Raw genomic sequence first — 21,450 nt, 5'->3', positions numbered from 1 at the left:
CATGGCCGACCTGCCGCTGCTCGACGTGCGCGACCTCGTGGCGCGCTATCCGCTGCCCGGCACGCCGTCGCTCGGCGGCCTCGTCACGCGGCGGCGCTGGCTGCAGGCGGTGGACGGCGTGAGCTTCTCGCTCGCGCGCGGCGAGGCCTTGGGGCTGGTGGGCGAATCGGGCTGCGGCAAATCGACGCTGGTGTCGCTGCTGGCGCGGCTGAGCGACCCCGTGTCGGGGCGCATCGTGTTCGACGGCATCGAGCTGGCAGGGCACCCCGCGTCGCGCGCCGCGCAGGCGCCGTGGCGGCACCGCGTGCAGATGGTGTTCCAGGACCCGCACGACAGCCTCGATCCGCGCAAGACGGCCTTCGACGCCATCGCCGATCCGCTGCGCAGCATGGGCCGCTTGCCGGGCTTGAAAGGTGACGGCTTGCGCCAGCGCGTGCTCGACGTGGCGCAGCGCGTGCAGCTGGGCACCGACTTGCTGCAGCGCCGCCCGCACGAGCTGTCGGGCGGGCAGGCTGCGCGCGTGGGCATCGCGCGTGCGCTGGCGCCGGGCCCGGAGCTGCTGATCCTGGACGAGCCCACGGCCGCACTCGATGTGTCGGTGCAGGCCGGCGTGCTGGCGCTGCTCGACCGGCTGCGGCGCGAGCTGGGCCTGGCCATCGTGTTCGTCTCGCACGACCTGGGCGTGGTGCGCCTGCTGTGCGAGCGCGTGCTGGTGATGCGCGAAGGCCGCATCGTCGACCAGGGCGCCGCGCGCGAGCTGTTCGACCGGCCGCGCCATGCCTACACCGCGGCGCTGGCCGCAGCCATTCCGAGGTTTCCCGAGCGCGCCGTTCTTTCCTAATGCGCGCTTTGCCTAAGCAACAGCCAAACCCTTCTTTGGCAAGCGCGCAGGGCGCGCGTAGCCTGCGGCGTTGCTTCTTCCACCGCGTCGACACCCAGGGAACCCCCAGATGAACGATCGTTTGAACCGCGTGCACGCCTCGCGCTCCGCCGCCGTCAAGGCCGGCCTCGACCATCCCGTGATCGACACGGACGTGCACGTCAACGACTTCGCCCCCGTGCTGGAGGACTACGTGGCCCAGTACGGCGGCGTCAAGCTGGTCGATGCGCTGCGCAAGGCGCTGGGCGGGCGCTTCGTCACGCGCAACGGCGGCGGCAAGGACTGGTACCAGCAAAGCGCAGAAGAGCGCCAGTTCCACCGCACGCTGCGCGCGCCCTGGTGGGCCCGCGTGACGCGCAACACCTACGACCTGGCCACCTACACGCTGCCCGCGCTGCTGCACGAGCGCCTGGGAGAGCAGGGCTCGGACTATTCCATCCTTTTTCCCAACGACGTGCTCTCGCCCGCCGCGGCCGGCAGCGAATTCCGCCAGCCGCTGCACCGCGCCATCAACCACTTCCACGCCGACCAGTACCGCCCTTACGCAGACCGCCTGACGCCGGTGGCGGGCATTCCGCTGCACACGCCGCAGGAAGGCATCGAGGAGCTGGAGTTCGCGGTGAAGACGCTGGGCCTGAAGGTGATCAACATCGCAGGCGGCGTGCGCCGGCCGATTCGCGCCATTGCCGAGAAGTACCCCGCCGCCGAGCACCCCGACATCGCCAGGCAGGTCGGCTACATCGACTTCTACGGCATCGACAGCGAGCACGACTACGACCCCTTCTGGGCCAAGGTGGTCGAGCTCGGCGTGCCGGTGACCACGCACTACGGCAGCCAGGGCTGGACCGGCCGGCAGTCGATCAGCAACTACATGAACAACCACGTCGGGCACTTCGCGGACGGCTCGCAGGCGTTCGCCAAGGCGCTGTTCTTCGGCGGCGTGACGCGGCGTTTTCCGGGCCTGCGCGTGGGCCTGCTCGAAGGCGGCGCCGACTGGGGTTCGCACGTGTACACGCACCTGGTGGACCGCTGGGAAAAGCGCAACAGGAACGCGGTGCGCAACTACGACCCGGCCGAGGCCGACATCGAGCTGCTGGCCTCGCTGTTCGAGCGCTACGGCGGCGACCTGCTCAAGGGCCGCACGCTGGACAAGTCGACGCTGCTGCGCGACAGCCTGGGCCTCTCCGCGCTGCCCCACAGCCGCGAGCCGAACGAATCGGAAATCGACGACTTCGCACTGGCCGGCATCGAGAAGGTGGAAGACATTCGCGACCGCTGGGTGAACAACTTCTACTTCGGCTCCGAGGCCGACGACCGCACGGTGGCCGCGGCCTTCAACACCAAGGTGAACCCGCTGGGCACCAGGATCAACGCGATCTGGTCGTCCGACGTGGGCCACTGGGACGTGCCCGAGTTCACCGAGCCGCTCGCGGAAACCTGGGACCTGGTGCAGCAGGGCGTGATCTCGCCGGAAGACTTCAAGGCCTTCGTCTTCGGCAACCCGCACCGCTTCTACACCGAGGCCAACCCGCGCTTCTTCGAAGGCACCGAAGTGGGCCGCAAGCTCGCGCTGAAGGACACGAAATGAACGGCATGAAGCCCCTCACACATCTGCTGCGCTGGACGGCGACGCTCGCGCTGGCCTTTGCCGCTTCGGCCCATGCCGCGCCCGACACCATCCGCATCGGCGTGGCATCGGCCGGCGGCGGCGACCCGGTCACCTTCGGCGGCTCGCCCGGCGGCGTGGCGCGCAGCAACAACTGGCTGGAAGACGAGTTCAAGGCGTCGGGCATCCAGGTCGAGTGGCTGTTCTTCAAGGGCGCGGGCCCGGCGGTGAACGAGGCGCTGTCGAACAGGCAGATCGACTTTGCCTACCAGGGCGACCTGCCGCAGATCGTGGGGCGCTCCAACGGGCTGAAGACCAAGCTGCTGATGGTGAGCGGCGCGCGCAACAACCTGTACCTGGTGACGCCGCCCAAGTCCGACATCCAGTCGGTCAAGGACCTGAAGGGGCGCAACGTGTCGATCTTTCGCGGCACCAACGGGCACCTGGTGGCCATCAACGTGCTGGCCGCGAGCGGGCTGGCGGAGCGCGACGTCAAGGGCGTGAACCTGGACGCGGGCAGTGCGCAGGCCGCGCTGGTGTCCAACGGCGTGGACGCGGCCTTCGGCGGCTACGAATGGTTCAAGGTGCGCGACGCGGGGCTGGCCAAGGTGGTGTATTCCACGCAGGGCAAGGACCCGGCCCTCACGCGGCAGGCCTCGCTGCTGGTGCGCAGCGAATTCGAGCAGGCCAACCCGGCCGAGGTGCAGCGCGTGGTCGATGTGTTCGTGCGCGCGGCACGCTGGTCGTCGGACGAGAAGAACCGCGACGAGCTGTTCAACATCTGGGCGCGCAGCGGCACGCCGGTAGCCTCGTGGGCGGCCGAGTTCGACCAGCAGCCGCTGGCCGTGCGCAACTCGCCGCTGGTGGATGAGTTCATCGTGGCGCGCTACAAGGCCGTGGTGGCCGATGCGCTCAAGCTCAAGCTGATCCGCCGCGAGGTGTCGGTGGACGACTGGTTCGACACGCGTTACCTGAAGGCGGCGTTGAAGAAGCAGGGGCTGGAAAACTACTGGACGGCCTTCGATGCCAAGGGGCAGGCCAAGAAGGCAGACCCATCGGTCGCGGCGAAATGAGGGCGTTGTTGTGTTGTCCCCTCTCCCGCAAGCGGGAGAGGGGGCAAGACATATGAGCGCCGAAGCCGAACTGTCGGCCGTTCTCGAACGCGACGACGCCCCGCCCGCACGCGCACCGCTGTCCTGGCGCCGCATCGGCGCCCGAGTCGGCGACGCCGCCCTCCCCTGGCTCCTGCCCCTGGGCCTCGTCGCCCTGTGGTTCGCGGGCGCCGAGCAAGGCTGGATCTCCCCGCAAGTGCTGCCCCCGCCGCAGTTCGTTTGGGAAACGCTGCGCGACCTCGCGCTCAACGGCGACCTGTGGCTGCACGTGAGCACCAGTTTCATGCGCGTGGGCGTGGGCTTCGCCATCGGCACTTCGCTGGGGCTGCTGCTGGGCGCGGCCATGGGGCTGTCGCAGCGTTTCGAGGCCTATGTGCTGCCGAGCTTCAATGCGCTGGTGCAGATACCGGTGCTGGCCTGGCTGCCCTTCGTGCTGCTGATCGTGGGCATCGGCGAGCCGCTGAAGTACATCCTCATTGCCAAGGCCGCGATGGTGCCGGTGGCGCTCAACACGCTGCAGGGCTTTCGCCAGACGCCGGTGGGGCTGCGCGAAGTGGGCCGGGTGTACGGCTACAGCCGGCGCCAGCAGGTGCTGGAGATCGTGCTGCCGCACGCGGTGCCCACGCTCTTCACGGGCGTGCGGCTGGGCTTCACCAAGGCCTGGCTGTCGCTGGTGGTGGTGGAGCTGGTGGCGTCGAGCGAAGGGCTGGGCTACCTCATCGTGTACGGCCGGCAGCTGTTCCAGCTCGACCTGGTGATGGCCGCGGTGATCGTGGTGGGTGCCATCGGCTATGCCATCGACCGGCTGCTCGACCGCCTGGAGGCCACGGCCAACCGGCATCGGCCCGGAGGCGCGCGATGAGCGGTATTTCGCGGGACGCGGCCGAGCTGGCCGCCGTGCAACCGCTGCGCCCGGCCGACCGCAGCCGCTGGCGCGGCTTCGTGCTGCCGGTGGCGGCGGTGGCGCTGTGGTGGCTGCTGTCGTCGCTGGACATCGCCAACTCGGCCCTGCTGGTGTCGCCGGCCAAGGTGTTCGACACCGCTGTCGAGCAGGTCGTGACCGGGCGGCTGTGGCGGGCTCTGAGCGCCAGCCTGGCGCGCGAGGCCACGGGCTTCTTGATCGGCACCGTGTCGGGCCTGCTGCTGGGCGCGCTGCTGGGGTTGTCGCCGCTTTTCAACCGCATCGTCGGCCCCAGCTTCAACACCTTCAAGCAGATCTCGCTGTTCGCGTGGATTCCGCTCATCTCGGTGTGGTTCGGGCTGGGCGACGTGGCCAAGGTGGTGTTCCTGTCGCTGGCCGCGCTGGTGCCGGTGGTGGTGAAAAACACCTGCGACGGCATCCGCACCGTGCCGCCCGGGCTGCTGGAGGTGGCGCGGGTGTACGGCTTCACGCGCTGGCAGACCGTCACGCAGGTGGTGCTTCCGGCGGCGCTGCCGTCGATCTTCACTGGCGTGTACCTCGCGCTCATCTATTCCTGGCTCGCGACCATCGGCGCCGAATACCTGCTGGTGTCCGGCAAGGGCATCGGCAACACGCTGATCGAAGGCAGCGAGCATTTCCAGATGGACCTGGTGATCTTCGGCATGTTGGTGATCGGCACGGTCGGCTGGCTGATGAACGCCGCGGCCCGCGCGCTGGAGCGCCGGCTGGCGCGCTGGACCGGCCGCGCCACCTGACGAATCCACAACCCATGACCACTCTGCTGAAACCACAGACCTCCAACGAGCTCGACATTCGAGGCCTCGGCAAGCGCTACACCCACGACCAGGCGAAAAGCGGCGAGCTGCAGGTGCTCGAAGGCATCGACCTGCATGTGCCCGAGGGCCGCTTCGTGAGCATCGTGGGCGCGAGCGGTTGCGGCAAGTCGACGCTGCTGCGGCTCATCCTCGGTCTCGACACGCAGTACGAAGGGCAGATATTGCTGGGCGGCCAGCCCATTTCGGGCACGGGGCGCGAGCGCGGCATCGTGTTCCAGGACCACCGGCTGTTTCCGTGGCTCACGGTGGCGCAGAACATCGCGGTTGGCCTGCGCAATGCGCCGTACACCGCGCGGCAGAAGGCCGATCGGGTGGCCGAGCATGTGGCGCTGGTGGGCCTGGAAGGCTTCGAGCGCTCGTGGCCGCACCAGATTTCCGGCGGCATGGCGCAGCGCGTGGCCATAGCGCGCGGGCTGGTGAACCGGCCGCGCGTGCTGCTGCTGGACGAACCCTTCGGTGCGCTCGACGCGCTCACGCGATCGCGGCTGCAGAACGAGCTGCAGCGCATCTGGCAGCAGGAGCGCATCACCATGCTGCTGGTGACGCACGACGTTGAAGAGGCCGTGTTCCTGGGCGACCGCGTGGTGGTGATGCAGCCTTCGCCGGGGCGCATTCGCCGCACGGTGGACGTGGACCTGCCGCATCCGCGCAACCGCAGCGACCCGGCGTTCATCCGGCTGCGCGACGACGTGCTGAGCGACTTCATCGACAGCGGTGCCGAGGCACGGGCCCCCACGCATCCGCCTCAGCCGCCGCACAAGCCCCAGGGCGGGTTGCCGGTGCCGGTGCCTGGCTTGCCGGCCGGCCTGCAGCTGGCCTGGTGAGCGCCAACCCTGTTATTCATCTCGAGGACCGACCTTCATGACGCAACGCAAGGGCCCTTTCAGCCTGGGCGCCTTCCTGTACCCCAGCGGCCACCACATCGCCGCCTGGCGCCACCCTGACGCGAAGGCCGACGCGGGCATCGACTTCCATCACTACGTGGAACTCGCGCGCGCCGCCGAGGCCGCGAAGTTCGACCTGGTCTTTCTGGCCGACGGCGTGGGCACGCGCGGCACCGACGTCGAATTCTTGAGCCGCACGGCGCACAGCTACCAGGCGCAGTTCGAGCCGATCACGCTGCTGTCGGCGCTGGCCGCGGTCACGCAGCGCATCGGCCTGGTGGCCACCGCGTCGACCAGCTTCAACGAGCCTTATCACGTGGCACGCAAGTTCGCGTCGCTGGACCACATCTCGGCCGGGCGCGCGGGCTGGAACCTGGTGACTTCGTCGAGCGAGCACGAGGCGCGCAACTTCAACCGCGACGCGCACTTTGCGCATGCCGACCGCTACGAGCGTGCCGGCGAATTCGCCGACGTGGTCAGCGGTTTGTGGAACAGCTGGGAAGACGACGCCTTCCAGCGTGACAAGGCCTCGGGCCGCTTCTACGACCCGGCCAAGCGCCACGTGCTGCACCACAAGGGCAAGCACTTCTCGGTGCAGGGGCCGCTGAACGTGTCGCGCCCGCCGCAGGGGCATCCGGTGGTGGTGCAGGCAGGTTCGTCGGAAGCGGGCAGGGAGCTTGCGGCGCGCACGGCCGAAGCGGTGTTCACCGCGCAGCAGACGCTGGAAGATGCCGTGGCGTTCCATGCCGACATCAAGGGCCGGCTCGCCAGATACGGCCGCGCGCCGGAGGACCTCAAGATCCTGCCGGGCGTGTTCCCGGTGGTGGGCCGCAGCGAGAGCGAGGCGAAGGAAAAGTTCGAGGAGCTGCAGTCGTTGATCGACCCGGTCGTGGGCCTGGCGCTGGTGTCGGGGCTGACCGGCGGCTTCGACCTGTCGGCATACCCGCTCGACGGGCCCATTCCGCCGTTGCCCGAGACCAATGCGAGCAAGAGCCGGCAGCAGCTGATGATCGACCTCGCGCGGCGCGAGAACCTCACGATCCGCCAGCTCTACCAGCGCGTGGCCGGCGCGCGCGGCCATTGGCAGCTGGTGGGCACGGCCGAGCAGATCGCCGACCAGCTCGAGGAACGCTTCGTGCACCACGGCGCCGACGGCTACAACATCATGGCGCCGACGCTGCCCGGCGGGCTCACCGACTTCATCGCGCTGGTGCTGCCCGAACTGCGCCGGCGCGGGCTGTTCCGCGACGAGTACAAGGGCACCACGCTGCGCGAGCACCTGGGGTTGAAGAGGCCCGCGCATCCGGCGGCTGCCCGCGCGCACTGAGGCACAGCGCCGCGCCGCGGCCGGCTTCAGGGCAGCGGGGGCGTCAGCTCCCGCACCAGGTCGACGAACGCACGCAGCCCGGCCGGTACGTGCCGATGACCGGAGTAGTACAGGCTCAGGCCGGGGGACGGCGGCGTCCAGTCTTCCAGCACGCGAACCAGGCGCTTGGAGGCCAGGTGCCCGGTCACCGCCCAGTCCGCCACGTAGCCCACACCCATGCCGTTGACGGCCGCGCGCACGATGAGCGTCTGGTTGTCGAGCGTGAGCGTGCCGGGCACGTCCACCTCGAAGGCTTCCCCGTTTCTTGCGAACTCCCAGTGGTAGATGGCACCGGCGGCGAGCCGCGCACGAATGCAGTTGTGCGTCGCCAGCTGGTCCGGATGGGTGGGCCGCGACCGGCCCTTGAAGTACGCGGGCGAGGCCACCACCGCGTGCCGCAACGCCGGGCTGCAGGCCACGGCGATCATGTCCTGCGGCACGTTCTCGGTGAAGCGGATGCCGGCATCGAAGCCCGCCTTCACGATGTCGACCAGGCGCCCCTCGGTCACGAGCTCCACCGCCATGTCGGGGTAGCGCCGCAGGAACTCCCCCACCACCGGCACCAGCACGAGTCGCGCCGCGCCCTCCGAGGTGTTGATGCGCAAGGTGCCTGCGGGTGTCTCGCGAAAGGCGTTGGTGGCATCCATGGCCGCGGCCAGCTGCCGCAGCGCGGGTCGCACCTTGTCCAGAAAATCTTCGCCGGCCTGGGTCAGCGCCACGCTGCGCGTGGTGCGGTGGAACAGCCGCACGCCCATCTGCGCTTCGAGCCCCGACACCGACTGGCTCAACGCCGACGGCGAAATGCCCAGTTCTGCCGCCGCCTTGCGAAAGCTGCGGTGCGAGGCCACGGCCACCACACCGTCGAGTTCGGACAGACCGTTGCGTTTCATGCGTGGCTCCATTGTTTGGCATGGCTTATCAAGCCGTGCGGAATTATGGGGCTAGTCGAATCAATGCCTGAAACCTAGAGTCCGGTTCATCGCAACGAACCGCCTGTTTCACGGGCAAAGGAACTGACAAATGAACGTCTTCGAACAACTCTTCATCGGCGGTCGCCGCATCGACTCCCTGGGCGGCCCGATGCTCGAGCTGCGCTCGCCGCACGACGCCAGCGTGGTCGGGCGCACGCGAGCGGCCAGCACCCTGGACATCGATGCCGCCGTGGCCGCCGCGCGCCAAGCCTTCGACACCGGCCCGTGGCCGGCACTGCCCCCCGCCGAGCGCCGCGCGGTGCTCGCACGCTTCGCCGAGCTGCACGCGGCACGCGCCGAAGAATTCGCGCAACTCACTTCGCGCGAGAACGGCTCGCCGCTGTGGTTCACGCGGCTGCTGCACGGCGGCATCGAGGCGCAGGGCAAGGCTTACCTGCAGGCCGCCGAAAGCTACCCCTGGGAAACGACGATGCCCGGCACCGGCGCCGGGCGCACCGTGTGGCGCCGCGAACCCGTGGGCGTGGTGGCCGCCGTCATTCCATGGAATGCGCCGCACCAGTCGGCGCTGGCCAAGTTGTTTCCGGCGCTGCTGGCCGGCTGCACGGTGATCCTGAAGCTCGCGGAAGAAACCGCGCTCGGCGGCCAGTTCCTGGGCGAGCTGTTCGAGCAGGCCGGCCTGCCACCCGGTGTGCTGAGCATCGTGGCCGCGGACAAGGCCGTCAGCGAACACCTGGTCAGCCACCCCGGCGTCGACAAGGTGGCGTTCACCGGCTCCACCGCCGCGGGCCGTCGCATCGCCGCCATTGCCGGCGGGCAGCTCAAGCGCGTCAGCCTGGAGCTGGGGGGCAAGTCCGCGGGCATCGTGCTGGACGACGCCGACGTGCCGGCCTTGGCCATGAACATGGTCGGCGCGGCCTTCGCCAACAACGGCGAATCGTGCGTCGCGAAGACGCGGCTGCTGGTGCCGCGCGAACGCCACGACGCGATCGTGAGCGTTCTTGTCGCCGCAGCTTCGCAGTGGAAGGTGGGCGACCCGTCGGACCCTTCGACCCGCATCGGCCCGCTGGTCTCCAAGGCGCAGCAGGGCCGCGTTGCAGGCTACATCGCACTGGGCATGGCGGAGGGCGCGACCCTGGCGATGGGCGGCCCGGGCATGCCCGAAGGGCTTGCCGCCGGCAACTACGTGCGCCCGACCATCTTCGGCCACGTGAACAACACGATGCGCATCGCACGCGAGGAGATCTTCGGGCCGGTGCTCTGCGTCATTCCCTACGACGGCGTGGAAGAAGCGATTCGCATCGCCAACGACTCCGACTACGGGTTGAGCGGCCAGGTCTGGACCGCGGACCCGGCGCGCGGGCTCGCCGTGGCCCGGCGCATTCGCACGGGCACCTTCGAGGTGAACGCGGCCGCGCCCGATTTCCGCGCGCCCTTCGGTGGCTGCAAGCAGAGCGGCACGGGGCGCGAGTTCGGAACCGAAGGGCTGGGCGAATACATCCAGCACAAGGCCATCACGATGTGAGGGGCGCACCGAACGAACGAACGAACGGACTGCGGCGCACGCAGCGTCTAAGCAAACGCGAAAGCCTTCTTTCCGCGAAAGGTGCATCGCACCTAACCTGCGCCCCCATCCCCTCCACTCGCACCGTTCCGCCATGGCCTCATCGACCCGCCAATTCAAGCTCGGCGCCTTCCTCATGCAGACGGGCCACCACATCGCCGCCTGGCGCCACCCCGGCGCGCAGGCCGACGCGGGCAGCAACTTTCGCCACTACGTGCAGCTGGCACAGAAGGCAGAGGCCGCGAAGTTCGATGCGGTCTTCCTGGCCGACTCGGTGGGCGTGCGCAGCAGCAACCTGCCCTCGCTGTCGCGCACCGCGCGCAGCGACCATTTCGAGCCGCTCACGCTGCTGTCGGCCATTGCCGCGCTGACCGAGCGCATCGGTCTCATCGCCACGGTGTCGACCAGCTTCAACGAGCCCTTCAACGTGGCGCGCAAGTTCGCGTCGCTCGACCAGATCAGCGGCGGGCGTTCGGGCTGGAACCTGGTGACGTCGAGCGGCACCGGCGAGGCGCAGAACTTCAACCGCGAGGAACACTTCGAGCACGCGCTGCGCTACGAGCGCGCGTCGGAGTTCCACGACGTGGTGACGGGCCTGTGGGACAGCTGGGAGGACGACAGCTTCGTGCGCGACAAGGAAAGCGGCCAGTACTTCGACGAAGACAAGCTGCACGTGCTCCACCACAAGGGCAAGCACTTCTCGGTGCGCGGGCCGCTCAACGTGTCGCGCTCGCCGCAGGGGCGCCCGGTGGTGGTGCAGGCCGGCGCATCGGAGGCCGGGCGCGACCTGGCGGCGCGCACGGCCGAGGTGATCTTCGTGGCGCACCAGACCTTCGACGAGGCGCAAGGTTTCTACGGCGACATCAAGGGTCGCGCGGTTGCCTACGGCCGCGACCCGGACGCGGTGAAGATCATGCCGGGCATCTTTCCGGTGGTCGGGCGCACGCAGGCGGAGGCCGAAGACAAGTTCGCGCAACTGCAGGACCTGGTGCACCCGGTGGTCGGCGTGTCGCTGCTGTCGGGCGTGATCGGCGGCTTCGACTTCTCGCACCTGCCGGTCGACGGACCGGTGCCCGACCTGCCGGAAACCAACGGCCCGAAGAGCCGCCAGCGGCTGCTGCTGGACCTGGCGCGGCGAGAGAACCTGAGCATTCGCGACCTGTACCTGCGCATTGCCGGCGCACGCGGCCACCAGCAGGTGGTGGGCACGCCGTCGAGCATCGCGGACCAGCTGCAGCAGTGGTTCGAGGAAGGCGGCGCGGACGGCTTCAACATCATGTCGCCCTGGTTCCCGGGCGGCCTGGACGACTTCATCGAGCTGGTGCTGCCCGAGCTGCGCCGGCGCGGCCTGTTCCGCACCGAGTACGAGGGCCGCACGCTGCGCGAGCACCTGGGCCTGCAGCGGCCCGCGCATCCGGCGCGGCGGGCACTCGACGAAGCGCTGGCTACCTGACCGGGGCGGGGTCCCTGGGGCCGGACACGCGCCCCTGCACGCCCTGCGCGAGCCAGTTCATCTTCAGGATCTGCGCGTCGCCCAGCTGCGTGCCCTTGGCGATCGCGACGCGGCCTTCGTTGTCGCGCACATCGCTGTCCACCGCGCGGAACGGCTGCAGCTTGCCGGCGGCGATGTCCTGCTGCCGCGCGAGCACTTCGTCCTGCACCGCCTTGGGCACCCGGGTGCCGAAGTCGCCGACGCGGATCATTCCTTCCTTCACGCCGCCCCAGACGTTGCCACTCTGCCAGCTGCCGTCGAGCACGGCTTTCGCGCGCTGCGTGTAGTAGCCGCCCCATCGGTGGGTGACGGCGACGAGCTGCGCGTCGGGGGCGATCTTTCGCATGTCGGAGTGGTAGGCGATGGCCATCTTGCCGCGCTCCTGCGCCGCCGCCATCACGGCCGTGGAGCCGGTGTGGAAGGCCACGACGTCGGCGTTCTGGTTGAACAGCGCCATCGCCGCGTCGCGCTCCTTCGGCGGATCGAACCATTCGTTGAGCCACACCACGACCACCTTCGCATCCGGGTTCACCGAGCGCATGCCGAGCGTGAACGCGTTGATGCCCTGCAGCACCTCGGGAATCGGAAAGCCCGCCACGTAGCCGGCCACGTTGCTCTTCGTCATGCGGCCGGCCGCGATGCCCGCCAGGTAGCGGCCTTCGTAGTAGCGCGCGTTCGCGGTCGCCACATTGGGCGCGGTCTTGTAGCCGGTGACGGATTCGAACTTCACGCCGGGGAAATCCTTCGCCACTTTCAGCGTCGGCTCCATGTAGCCGAAGCTCGGCGTGAAGATGAGGGTGTTGCCCTGCTGCGCGAGGTCGCGAATCACGCGCTCGGCATCGGCGCCCTCGGCCACGTTCTCGACATAGGTGGTCTTCACCCTGTCGCCCAGCGCCGTTGCGACGGCCTGGCGGCCCTCTTCATGCTGGCGCACCCAGCCCGCATCGGTGACGGGCGCGACGTAGACGAAGCCGATCTTGAGCGGCGCAACCAGCGGCACCTTGGGCGGCTGCGGCGTCTGTGAAAAAGCGGGAAATGAACAGCAAGCGGCAACCCACGCCAGAACGGCGCGGCCCGCGAGGTTTTTGTACATGGTGGTCCTCTACATGGCCCCGGAAAAGCAAAAACCCGCAGCCGGCCGGGACGCCCTGCTGCGGGGGAAGCAGTTTAAACGCGCCGCTCAGGCCTTCGTTGGGGGGCCTACTCGGTTTCCGGCGACTGCAGGCTGGCGGAAATCTGGTACTCGACCCAGCCCCAGTAGTGGTCGAAGGTCGCACCGTCGTCCACGGCCTTTTTCCAGCTGGCGCGGGCAAAGGCGGGGTGCTCGTTCGCGGTGCCGTACTTGTCGCCGAGGTCGTTGGCGCTCAGTTCGATGTCGCCGGCGAAGGCGTCCAGCGACAGAAGGGTTTCGCTCGGCGCCGCCGTTTCGGCGGGCGCGGTGTCCAGCGGAATGGCGGCGTTGCGGCCCGCGAGCACCACGCAGTCGCGCCCCCTCGCCTTGGCCCGCAGCAGCGCCATGTCCGCCTCCTTGAGCGAGGTGCTGGCGTCGCGCGCGGCGGTCAACGGTGCGATGCCGATCGACAACGTGAGCGGAATCACCTCGGAATCGATGGAGAACGGATGGTCGGAAAAGGCCGCGCGAATGGCTTCGGCGCAGGCATGCGCCTGCGGCAGCGACTGGCCCTCGAAGACCAGGCCGAACTCTTCTCCGCCCAACCGCGAGACGGAGGCCCCGCCGGGCACCAGCGCGCTCAGCCGCCTTGCCACTTCCACCAGCGCGACGTCGCCCGCGTCGTGGCCGAAGCGGTCGTTGACCGACTTGAAATAGTCCAGGTCGACGATGGCCACGACGCCTTGCGAGCCGCCCTGCACGGCGGCCTGCGCCGCCTGCAGCACGTCGTTGAAACGGCGGCGATTGGGCAGGCCGGTCAGGGCATCCGTCTCGGACAGGTCGACCAGGCGCCGGTTGAGCAGCGAGAGCTCGCGGTGCGCGGCGAGCAGGGCGTCCTCGCGCTGGACCAGCTCGGTCACGTCGGTCCATACGCAGGCGGTGCCGCCCATGTCCCAGGCTTGCTCCTGCACGCGGTAGAAGCGCCCGGTGCGCGCGCGCATCGTGAGGGGGGCCTGAACGGGGCCGGCGTCGGTGCTGCGGCACAGCTGGGCGAAGGCGTCGTCGCCGCCGAAGATGTCCTGGAACTTCTGCCAGTAGGCGCCCTGCCCGGCCTCGCGCCGCTCGATGCACGGCACCTGCTCGATCAGGCTGAGAAAGTGCTCCGAGAAGAACCGCGAATTGACGTAGCGCAGGTTGCCCGCCGCGTCGTGGACGATCAGGCCCACGTTGGCGACCGCCATCAGACCCTGCAGCAGGTTGCCTTCGGTGCCCGGCGTCTTTTGCGCGGACACGTCGTTCCAGATCTTGAACCGCCCGCCCCCCGGCCGGTGAAACATGCGCAGTTCCAGCCAGCGGCCGTCGGCGCGCTGGTACTGGATCGGGCCCTCTTCATGGGCGTGCCGGTGCAGCGCATTGCGCACCGCGTCGGCGCGCTCCTGGGGCGTCGCCTGGGGGTGCTGCGCCGCAAGAAAGGGCTCCAGCGTCTCCAGGTACGCCGTGCCGACCCGCAGAAAAGGCACGACCTCGGGAAAGAAGGTGAGGTAGCGCTCGTTCCAGAAGGTGACCCGCTCCGAAGCGTCGTAGCCGCACACGGCGGAGGCGCCGTGCGCCATCAACGCCTGCGCAAGAAACTCTGTGTCGGAAACCATCTGATTCGTCAACGCCTGCCTGATTTGAGTGCCTTCGAGAGGAGCGAGATACGCCGCACCCGCTGGGTGAAGCGGTCCGAATTGTTTCATGAATTTGCAAAATTGCTTACAAAGTCAGGCTTTTGATTGCATTGCGGTGGGCGGGCGGCACGGCCGGGGCATCGACCTACTTCAATGTCGGCGCTTCGCCGTACCCGGCAAGCGCCGGGGCGCGCGAACCTTGCAGGTCACATCGTTTCCTCAGAGAAAAAGAAAGGCCAGCCACCATGACCGCCGCTTCCACCGCCATGCCCGCATCGATCGCCGATGAATCGCTGACCCCGCTCGACATTTCGCAGGCCGTGCTGGAGGGCGAGGAAAACCCGAACGTCGCGCGGCCGCTCAGCCTGAAGGAACAGGCGGCGCAGAGCGCAGCCAATGCCGACGACGGCGCGCTGGGCAAGCGCGCCCGCCTGATGCGCGCACTCCGAAGCCCAGCCGCCGCGTGGGGTGGTGCAGCCGTGACGGGCATCGCGCTGGCGCTGTTCTACGCGCGGCGCACCAACAGGATCTAAGAAGCTGCCGGGTCGTGCGAGCCGCCGCCGCGCGGCGCTGCGTTCGCAACCCGCGCCGCAGTCCTACATGGCGGTCGGCGAGGCTGCCACCTCGGCCAGCGCCTTGGCGAACAGCTCGTTGCGGTGATGCAGCCCCATGCGTTCGAACGCGCGGTTGCGGTAGGTCTTCACCGTGCCCGCGGAAATGCCGAGGTCGGCGGCGATGCCGTCGTAGGTCCAACCGCGCAGCAGCCGCTGGCACACCTCGCGCTCGCGGCGCGGCAGCTCGGCCAGTGCGGCGGGTTCGGGGTCGAGCGTGACGGCGTCGCCTGCCTGCAGGTCGCCCATGTGCTGCGGCGCCGCGAGCCGCAGGTGCAGCTGCACCGTGGCCAGCAGCGGCGGCGCCAGGCTGCACAGCAGGTCGACCTCGTCGTCGCGGAACGACGGCTGTTCCATGCCGCGGTAGAGGTTCACCGCCAACACCCCTGCCCCACCACCGCCTCCGGACGCATCGCCCGCCACCAGCGACACCCGCTCGCGCAGGCCGTGACGAATGTAGATGGCCTTGCGGTGCTCCAGCGGAATCTCTCCCGCATGCCAGCGCGTGACCACGGCGTCGCCGCCCTCGGTGACCTCGCGGGCCGCGAGAAAGGTGCGGTCGCGGCTGTAGAGGCCCTGGCGGTACACGCGCCACGAATCGCGCGTGCCGTCGGCAATGCCGAAGGCGCCGCCGCCGTAGCTCTGGGGCGGCGCATCGGGAAACAGCTTGTAGATCGACATCCAGCACATCGGCAGCATGCGGTTGAGCTCGATCAGCGCCTTGGCGCTGAAATCGGGCTGGCCGGTGCAGCCGATGACGCCGGCCAGCGCCAGGCTCGCGCGCTCCGACGCGGCCGCCAGGCTGGCGGGCGCGGGCCGTTGCTTCAGGGGTATCAGGTCCATGGGGCCAAGCTAGCGCGTGCCGCGCGTTCTTCCATCGGGATTGACCCTGTTCCGGCCCGCTCCGGTGGGCCTCAATTGCAACTGAAGCTGGCCGCGTCCTCGATGCTGCCGCTGCCCTTGTAGCGCGACTGCTTCGGCCATGCGCACAGCGGACGCGTGCGGCCCGGCGTGGTCACGTCGCGGTTCTCGGGCCGGGCGCGCGCCACGATGCGCTCGGGCGGCTGGCCCTTTTCGACCCAGTTCACCAGCGCGCCCAGGCCGTCGTACTGGTCGGTGGCCGGGCCGCCCGCGCAGTGCGCCATGTTCGGCACGGTGAACAGGCGCGCCATGGCGTCGGTCTTGTCGCCGTAGCGCTCGCGCAGCTGGCCCAGGTAGCGCACCGTGTCCTTCACCGAGAACACGGGGTCGCTCACGCCGTGGAAGAAGAGCATCTTTCCGCCGTGCCGCGCAAAGGCGTCGACGTTCGGCGAATCGGGCACCTCCCACTGAATGGCCGACTGCGTGAAGGTGGCGTTCGACGCGTAGACCTTGGCGCTGTCGCGTGCCACGTCGTAGCCCAGCGCATGGCCGTAGAAATCGGCCGTGACCGTGGGCGGCGTGCTGAACACCATGGCCAGCGCGCCGGTCATGAGCGTGATGTTGCGCGCGTTGGGCACGGCGCCGGGCGCGTCGCCGAACTTCCAGCGCGTCCACTCCTGCGAATGCAGGCCGGCGTCGAAGGTCCAGTCGCTGTAGATCGCGCGGCCGTTCGCGTCCTTCGGGCCGGCGAACGACTTCGCGAGCGCATCGACCTGCTTGCCCGTCAGGCATTGCGCGGTCTTGCCGCCGGTGCAGCGCAGCGCCTCGGGCTTGAACTGGCAGGCGGGCCAGTTGTCGACGATGCCGTCCTTCAGGCCGTCGAGCGCGTCGCACTGGTTCAGCACCTCGGTGGTCAGCAGCTTCATGTCGGCCGGCGAGAACGCGGCCGAAAGCACCGGGCGGCCGTTCACCGGGGGCGCATTTTCGGCGGCGGCCCTGGCGTAGAGCTGCGTGTCGTACACCGCCTGCACCGAGGCCAGCGGCACGCGGTAGGCCGGCGCGGAAGCGATCACGCCGTCGAACATGTCGGGGTCGCGCTGCGCCATCATCAAAGCCTGCCGCCCGCCGTTGGAGCAGCCCACGAAGTACGAGCGCTCGGGCGCCTTCGCGTAGTGCGCGGCAATCAGCGCCTTGGCCACGCGGCCGGTCTGCGCCATCGAGTTGTAGCCGTTGTCCAGCCGCGCCTGCGGGTCGAGGCCGAAGCGGTAGGGCCCGTCGGGCCCGGGTTCGTCGAGGTGGCCGGTGTCGGTGAAGACCACCGCATAGCCCTGCAGCAAGGCGTTGCTGGTGTTGCCGCCGCCGGTGAGCTGGCCGACCGCGTCGCGCAGCGTGCCGTCGGTGCCGCCGCCACCCTGGAAGAAGAAGCGGCCGTTCCAGGCCGAGGGCATGCGCAGGTCGAAGCCGATGGCGTAAGGCTTGCCGTCGATGCCCGTGCGCTCGTCGATCTTGCCCTGCACATGGCAGTGCGCGGGCACCGGCGCAGTGGAACCGGGTGCGCCGGGCTGCACGCCGGTGAGCTGGATGGTGCCCGCGGGCACCGTTTCGCTGAGCGTGAGGCGCGTGCCGGCCGGCACGGCGGAGGCCAGCCGTGCGCAGGCCAGCGGCGCGTTCGAGGCGCCGGCGGAAGCGCCTGTGCCCGTGCCCGTGCCCGTGTCGATGCCCGAGCAACCCGCCAACAGCAGCACCCCGGCCGCAAGAAAGTGCGTGCGCATGCTCAGTCTCCCTTGAAGCCTGTGGCCGCCACCACCTTCTGCCAGCGCACCGTCTCGGTGGCGATCATGCGGCGCGTGTCGGCCGCGCTGGTGCCCGCGATGCTGAAACCGGCCTCCTCCAGCCGGCGGCGCACCTCGGGCGACTGCACCGCCGCCACCACCTGCGCGTTGAGCTTGTCGATCACGGCCTGGGGCGTGCCCACGGGCACGAACAGGGCGAACCACGCCGAGAAGTCGGCCTTGGGAAACCCCGATTCGGTGAACGTCGGCACCGCCGGCAACAGCGGCGAGCGCTGCGGCGCGGTGGTGGCCAGCGCGCGCATCTTCTCGCCCTTGACCTGCGCCATGGCCAGCGCGGTGGACACGAAAGCCGCCTGCACGTCGCCCGCGATGATGGCCGTCACCGCATCGCCGGTCGCGCGAAAGTGCACCGGCTCCACCTTGAAGCCGCCCTGCTCCGCGAACATCTCGGCGCCGAAGTGGCCGGGCGTGCCCGCGCCGAAGGTGCCGAAGTTGACCTTGTCCTTCTCGGCCTTGGCCATCTTCACGAAATCGGCCACGGTCTTGGCGGGCGACGAATTGGGCACCACCAGGATGAAGTCGGTGCGCACCACCTCCGACACCGGCACCAGCTCGCGCGCCGGGTCGTAGGGCAGCTTGGAGAACGCGGCCGGCGCGATGCTGATGGCGCTCACGTCGGCGATCAGCAGCGTATAGCCGTCGGGCGTGCTCTTGGCGACGAACTGCGCGGCAATCTGCCCGCCCGCGCCGGCCCGGTTCTCGATGACCACCGGCTGGCCGATGGTCTCGCCCAGCCGCTGGCCGAGCACGCGCGTGAGCACGTCGGGGCCGGTGCCGGGCGCGAAGCCCACGGCCAGGCGCACCGAGCGCGACGGGTAGGCCTGCGGGGTCTGCGCGAAGGCGAGCTGCGGGCACGCCAGCGCCAGGGACGCTGCCGCGCCCGCGGTGAGGCACGCTCTTCTGGACATCTGCGTGGGGTTCATCGGTTTGTCTCCGTTGGTTCTTGAATCGAATGCGTTCGAAGGGCGCGGCTCAGCGGCCCTTGTAGTCGGGGCTGCGCTTTTCCATGAAGGCACGCGGCCCTTCGCGGGCGTCGGCGCTGGCGAACACCGCCTTCTTCGCGCGGTCTTCGAGCCGGTAGCCGACATCGAGCGGCACGCCGTTGGCTTCCATCACCGTCTGCTTCACGGCCTGCACGGCAAGCGGGCCGTTGGCGGCGATCTGCCGCGCGATCTCGTTCGCCCTGGCCATGAGCTGGTCCGCCGGAACCACGTGGTTGACCAGCCCGCACTGCAAGGCGGCCTCGGCGTTCATGGGCCGGCCCGTGAGCATGAATTCCATCGCCCGCGCATGCCCGATCTGCCGCGGCAGCCGCACCATCGAGCCCGCGAAGGGAATCAGCGCGCGCTGCACTTCGGGCAGCCCGAAGCTCGCATGCGCGGCGGCAATGCGGATGTCGGTGCCCAGCATGGTCTCGAAACCCGCGGCCATGCAGGCGCCGTTGATGGCGGCGACCACCGGCTTGTGCAGGGCGAAGTCGCGCAGCGACGAGGCCGCCAGCACCAGCGGGTCGGCGAGCATGCGGTGCTCGAAGGCATCCGCCGGCGCGCGGTCGCCGGTCATCAGCGGCAGCGTGGTCGCCAGGTCGCCGCCCGCGCAGAAGGCCTGCTCGCCCGCGCCGGTGAGGATGGCCACGCGCAGGGCCGCGTCGGCGCGAAAGTCGACGAAGGCGTCGGCCAGCAGGCACAGCATGCGCGGCGTGAGTGCGTTGCGCGCCTGCGGCCGGTCGAGCGTGATGGTGGCGACGTGGCCGTTTTTTTCGTAGCGGATGTCGTCGTTCATTCGACGACCTCCGCGCTGCGCGGCGCGGCGCTCATGCGTCGGCTCCTTCGGCGGTGGCGACGCGGCAGTTCAGCGCGAACGCGCCCAGCAGCTTGCGCACCTGCGCTGCCGTGCCGGGGCTGTCGGGGCCATCGCCGGCGAGCGTGCAATGCACCACCAGGCCCTTGCCCTCGGCGCGCACGTCGACCTGCACCTTCGACGCCAGCGCGCTGCGCGCCAGGCGGTCTTGCACCACCCAGCGGATCGCCATGGCGCGCAGCGTGGGCTTGTAGAGCTTGCCGATCGCGGTGACGGGCAAGGCGTCGAGGATGAAGATGGCTTTGGGGAACGCCGGCCGCTCGGGAATGCGCGCCTGCGCGAAAGCGGCCAGCTGCTCGCTGTCGACCGTGCGGCCCGGGCGCAGCGACACATAGGCCACCGGCACCTCGCCCGCGTATTCGTCGGGCGCGCCGACGGCCGCGGCCAGCAGCACGTCGGGGTGGGCCATGAGCGCGTCCTCGATCACCACGGGGTCGATGTTGTGGCTGCTGCGAATGATCAGGTCCTTCGAGCGCCCGGTCACGAACACCCGCCCCTGCGCATCGATGCGGCCGACGTCGCCGGTCACCAGCCAGCCGCCCTCGACCAGCACGCCGGCGTTGTTGTCGGCATCGGTGTAGCCCGGCCCCACGTTCGGGCCTTGTATCTGCAGGATGCCTTCCTCGTTCTCCTTGCCCGGCGCCAGCGGCGCGCCGGTTTCATCGGCCGCGCGCACGCGGGTGAACGGCAGCGGCCAGCCGACCGAGCCCGCCACGCGCGGCGCGCCCGCCGGCTCGATGGCGATCACGCCGCCGCACTCGGTCATGCCCAGGATGTTGCGCACCGCGATGCCCAGCCGCTGCTCGAAGGCCTCGGCCAGGTCCGACGGCAGCGGCGATCCGCCCGTGAGCAGGCAGCGCACGCGCGACAGGTCTTCGCCGTTGCGCGGCACGCCCAGCAGCGTGGACATGACGGTCGGCACCGCCGCCAGCAGCGTGACGCGGTGCAGCGCCACGAACTGCCAGTAGGCCTGCATGAAGGCCGTGTTGCGCAGGCCCAGCAGCGTGGGCAGCACCACCTCGCCGCCCGAAAGCAGCGTCGACAGGCCGTACACGAAGGAGCCCGCCACATGGAACAGCGGAAAGCCGTTGAGCACCACGTCGTTCTCGGTGGTGCCGTACATGCGCGCCGCGCCCCACGCCGCATGCAACTGGTTGCCGTGCGTGTGCTGCGCGAGCTTCGGCCGGCCTGTGGTGCCGCCGGTGTGGAACAGCGCGGCAATGCGGTGGGCGTCGGGCTCGCGGGTGCGCTGCAACGGCGCGTCCGAGTGGGAGGCCAGCAGCACGTCGAAGTCGAGCGCTTCTTCCGGATCTGCCGCGCCGCCGACCGCGATCACATGCGCCAGCGACCTGCAGCGGCTGCGCAGGCCGGGCACGCGGCGCCAGATGTCCAGCTCGGGGTGCGGCCCCAGCGCCACCAGCACGTTGACCTGCGCGGCGTCGATCAGCTCGGCGATGTGTTCCTCGCCCAACAGGTAGTTGATGGGGCAGGCCACGCCGGCCGCCTCGGCGCCCCACAGGGTGAAGTAGGCCTCGGGAATGGCGGGCAGCAAAAAGGCCACCCGGGGCTCGGCGCCGCCGCACAGCGCGGTGAACGCACGGGCCGCGCGGCGCACCTGCGCCACCATCTGCGCATGCGTCCAGCGCGCGGGCGGCACCGAGGGGTCGGCGCTGCGAATGCAGGTGATGGCGGGGCGCTCGGGGTGTTGTCGCGCCGCGTCCTCCAGTGCATCGAGCACGTCCGCGTGCGGCATGAAGTCCGCATAGGGCTTCGATTCGATCCGCTGGATGTCCTCCAGGCTGCCGATGCCAGTTGCTGCTCTCAAACGCGCGCTCCCAAGTCAGAAGTGACCCGTTGCCGGGCAAATGTCTGACGGGAGCGTAAGCAGCCGGC

The 21,450-nt window shown here is 69.6% G+C and carries 18 protein-coding genes; 10 read left to right on the top strand and 8 right to left on the bottom strand.

The genetic code is table 11. The features are described 5' to 3' along the window. The first annotated feature begins 1 nt into the window (after window position 1). From ACSFA5_RS00615 to ACSFA5_RS00585, 7 genes are all read left to right on the top strand, one after another. Window positions 2–841: an ATP-binding cassette domain-containing protein gene (locus ACSFA5_RS00615; protein ID WP_435442064.1), complete on the top strand. Its 840-nt coding sequence runs from the start codon at window positions 2–4 to the stop codon at window positions 839–841. Between the two features lie 109 nt (window positions 842–950). Next, complete coding sequence (locus tag ACSFA5_RS00610; protein WP_435442063.1) at window positions 951–2,468, top strand: amidohydrolase family protein; 1,518 nt, start codon at window positions 951–953, stop codon at window positions 2,466–2,468. Window positions 2,469–2,473: 5 nt separating this feature from the next. Further along, window positions 2,474–3,559, top strand: a complete 1,086-nt coding sequence (locus ACSFA5_RS00605) for an ABC transporter substrate-binding protein (RefSeq protein WP_435442062.1) — start codon at window positions 2,474–2,476, stop codon at window positions 3,557–3,559. 52 nt (window positions 3,560–3,611) lie between these two features. Continuing rightward, a complete protein-coding gene (locus tag ACSFA5_RS00600; protein ID WP_435442061.1) occupies window positions 3,612–4,460 on the top strand; it encodes an ABC transporter permease in 849 nt (282 codons plus the stop codon). Then, a complete protein-coding gene (locus ACSFA5_RS00595) occupies window positions 4,457–5,275 on the top strand; it encodes an ABC transporter permease (RefSeq protein ID WP_435442060.1) in 819 nt (272 codons plus the stop codon). Before ACSFA5_RS00600 ends, ACSFA5_RS00595 begins: the two co-directional genes overlap by 4 nt. Window positions 5,276–5,289: 14 nt before the next feature. Continuing rightward, entirely contained in the window at window positions 5,290–6,180 is an 891-nt protein-coding gene (locus ACSFA5_RS00590; RefSeq protein WP_435442059.1) for an ABC transporter ATP-binding protein, read from the top strand. A gap of 37 nt (window positions 6,181–6,217) precedes the next feature. Further along, on the top strand, window positions 6,218–7,567 hold the full coding sequence (locus tag ACSFA5_RS00585; RefSeq protein ID WP_435442058.1) for an LLM class flavin-dependent oxidoreductase: 1,350 nt from the start codon (window positions 6,218–6,220) through the stop codon (window positions 7,565–7,567). Window positions 7,568–7,593: 26 nt separating this feature from the next. Here ACSFA5_RS00585 and ACSFA5_RS00580 read toward each other — a convergent pair whose 3' ends face one another. Beyond that, window positions 7,594–8,496, bottom strand: coding sequence for a LysR family transcriptional regulator (locus tag ACSFA5_RS00580; RefSeq protein ID WP_435442057.1), 903 nt, complete (start codon window positions 8,494–8,496; stop codon window positions 7,594–7,596). Between the two features lie 130 nt (window positions 8,497–8,626). Between ACSFA5_RS00580 and ACSFA5_RS00575 the strand changes: the two genes are divergently transcribed. Together ACSFA5_RS00575 and ACSFA5_RS00570 are read left to right on the top strand one after the other, a co-directional pair. After that, window positions 8,627–10,060, top strand: coding sequence for an aldehyde dehydrogenase (locus tag ACSFA5_RS00575; RefSeq protein WP_435442056.1), 1,434 nt, complete (start codon window positions 8,627–8,629; stop codon window positions 10,058–10,060). Window positions 10,061–10,193: 133 nt separating this feature from the next. Next, window positions 10,194–11,552: an LLM class flavin-dependent oxidoreductase gene (locus ACSFA5_RS00570; RefSeq protein ID WP_435442055.1), complete on the top strand. Its 1,359-nt coding sequence runs from the start codon at window positions 10,194–10,196 to the stop codon at window positions 11,550–11,552. Here the strand turns inward: ACSFA5_RS00570 and ACSFA5_RS00565 are convergent. Together ACSFA5_RS00565 and ACSFA5_RS00560 are read right to left on the bottom strand one after the other, a co-directional pair. Beyond that, entirely contained in the window at window positions 11,545–12,684 is a 1,140-nt protein-coding gene (locus ACSFA5_RS00565; protein WP_435442054.1) for a BMP family ABC transporter substrate-binding protein, read from the bottom strand. The two genes, ACSFA5_RS00570 and ACSFA5_RS00565, sit on opposite strands and share 8 nt — an antisense overlap. 107 nt (window positions 12,685–12,791) lie before the next feature. Next, complete coding sequence (locus ACSFA5_RS00560) at window positions 12,792–14,351, bottom strand: sensor domain-containing diguanylate cyclase (protein WP_435442053.1); 1,560 nt, start codon at window positions 14,349–14,351, stop codon at window positions 12,792–12,794. A 266-nt stretch (window positions 14,352–14,617) separates the two neighbouring features. On the opposite strand from ACSFA5_RS00560, the gene ACSFA5_RS00555 reads away from it, so the two are divergent. Further along, window positions 14,618–14,905 (top strand): hypothetical protein, encoded by a 288-nt coding sequence (locus ACSFA5_RS00555; RefSeq protein ID WP_435442052.1) that lies wholly within the window; start codon window positions 14,618–14,620, stop codon window positions 14,903–14,905. Window positions 14,906–14,968: 63 nt separating this feature from the next. Here the strand turns inward: ACSFA5_RS00555 and ACSFA5_RS00550 are convergent, their stop codons facing one another. The 5 genes from ACSFA5_RS00550 to ACSFA5_RS00530 all read right to left on the bottom strand — a co-directional run bounded on the left by ACSFA5_RS00550 (window position 14,969) and on the right by ACSFA5_RS00530 (window position 21,382). Then, window positions 14,969–15,826: a helix-turn-helix transcriptional regulator gene (locus tag ACSFA5_RS00550; RefSeq protein ID WP_435442051.1), complete on the bottom strand. Its 858-nt coding sequence runs from the start codon at window positions 15,824–15,826 to the stop codon at window positions 14,969–14,971. Window positions 15,827–15,897: 71 nt separating this feature from the next. Then, a complete protein-coding gene (locus ACSFA5_RS00545) occupies window positions 15,898–17,616 on the bottom strand; it encodes a tannase/feruloyl esterase family alpha/beta hydrolase (protein WP_435442050.1) in 1,719 nt (572 codons plus the stop codon). 2 nt (window positions 17,617–17,618) lie between these two features. Beyond that, on the bottom strand, window positions 17,619–18,620 hold the full coding sequence (locus ACSFA5_RS00540; RefSeq protein ID WP_435442049.1) for a Bug family tripartite tricarboxylate transporter substrate binding protein: 1,002 nt from the start codon (window positions 18,618–18,620) through the stop codon (window positions 17,619–17,621). Between the two features lie 49 nt (window positions 18,621–18,669). After that, window positions 18,670–19,479, bottom strand: a complete 810-nt coding sequence (locus ACSFA5_RS00535) for an enoyl-CoA hydratase-related protein (protein ID WP_435442048.1) — start codon at window positions 19,477–19,479, stop codon at window positions 18,670–18,672. A gap of 31 nt (window positions 19,480–19,510) precedes the next feature. Beyond that, window positions 19,511–21,382 (bottom strand): acyl-CoA synthetase, encoded by a 1,872-nt coding sequence (locus ACSFA5_RS00530; RefSeq protein ID WP_435442047.1) that lies wholly within the window; start codon window positions 21,380–21,382, stop codon window positions 19,511–19,513. Between the last annotated feature and the right edge of the window lie 68 nt (window positions 21,383–21,450).

The sequence above is a fragment of the Variovorax monticola genome (assembly GCF_051216855.1).
Classification (GTDB): domain Bacteria; phylum Pseudomonadota; class Gammaproteobacteria; order Burkholderiales; family Burkholderiaceae_C; genus Variovorax.
The sequence above is the reverse complement of the archived record's forward strand: the minus strand, read 5'-3'. Positions and strand labels throughout refer to the sequence as shown.

Bases quoted from the DNA above. Each gene is read 5' to 3' on its own strand.
- ACSFA5_RS00615 (WP_435442064.1), top strand. From the start codon at position 2: ATGGCCGACCTGCCGCTGCTCGACGTGCGCGACCTCGTGGCGCGCTAT.
- ACSFA5_RS00610 (WP_435442063.1), top strand. From the start codon at position 951: ATGAACGATCGTTTGAACCGCGTGCACGCCTCGCGCTCCGCCGCCGTC.
- ACSFA5_RS00605 (WP_435442062.1), top strand. From the start codon at position 2,474: ATGAAGCCCCTCACACATCTGCTGCGCTGGACGGCGACGCTCGCGCTG.
- ACSFA5_RS00600 (WP_435442061.1), top strand. From the start codon at position 3,612: ATGAGCGCCGAAGCCGAACTGTCGGCCGTTCTCGAACGCGACGACGCC.
- ACSFA5_RS00595 (WP_435442060.1), top strand. From the start codon at position 4,457: ATGAGCGGTATTTCGCGGGACGCGGCCGAGCTGGCCGCCGTGCAACCG.
- ACSFA5_RS00590 (WP_435442059.1), top strand. From the start codon at position 5,290: ATGACCACTCTGCTGAAACCACAGACCTCCAACGAGCTCGACATTCGA.
- ACSFA5_RS00585 (WP_435442058.1), top strand. From the start codon at position 6,218: ATGACGCAACGCAAGGGCCCTTTCAGCCTGGGCGCCTTCCTGTACCCC.
- ACSFA5_RS00580 (WP_435442057.1), bottom strand. From the start codon at position 8,496: ATGAAACGCAACGGTCTGTCCGAACTCGACGGTGTGGTGGCCGTGGCC.
- ACSFA5_RS00575 (WP_435442056.1), top strand. From the start codon at position 8,627: ATGAACGTCTTCGAACAACTCTTCATCGGCGGTCGCCGCATCGACTCC.
- ACSFA5_RS00570 (WP_435442055.1), top strand. From the start codon at position 10,194: ATGGCCTCATCGACCCGCCAATTCAAGCTCGGCGCCTTCCTCATGCAG.
- ACSFA5_RS00565 (WP_435442054.1), bottom strand. From the start codon at position 12,684: ATGTACAAAAACCTCGCGGGCCGCGCCGTTCTGGCGTGGGTTGCCGCT.
- ACSFA5_RS00560 (WP_435442053.1), bottom strand. From the start codon at position 14,351: ATGGTTTCCGACACAGAGTTTCTTGCGCAGGCGTTGATGGCGCACGGC.
- ACSFA5_RS00555 (WP_435442052.1), top strand. From the start codon at position 14,618: ATGACCGCCGCTTCCACCGCCATGCCCGCATCGATCGCCGATGAATCG.
- ACSFA5_RS00550 (WP_435442051.1), bottom strand. From the start codon at position 15,826: ATGGACCTGATACCCCTGAAGCAACGGCCCGCGCCCGCCAGCCTGGCG.
- ACSFA5_RS00545 (WP_435442050.1), bottom strand. From the start codon at position 17,616: ATGCGCACGCACTTTCTTGCGGCCGGGGTGCTGCTGTTGGCGGGTTGC.
- ACSFA5_RS00540 (WP_435442049.1), bottom strand. From the start codon at position 18,620: ATGAACCCCACGCAGATGTCCAGAAGAGCGTGCCTCACCGCGGGCGCG.
- ACSFA5_RS00535 (WP_435442048.1), bottom strand. From the start codon at position 19,479: ATGAACGACGACATCCGCTACGAAAAAAACGGCCACGTCGCCACCATC.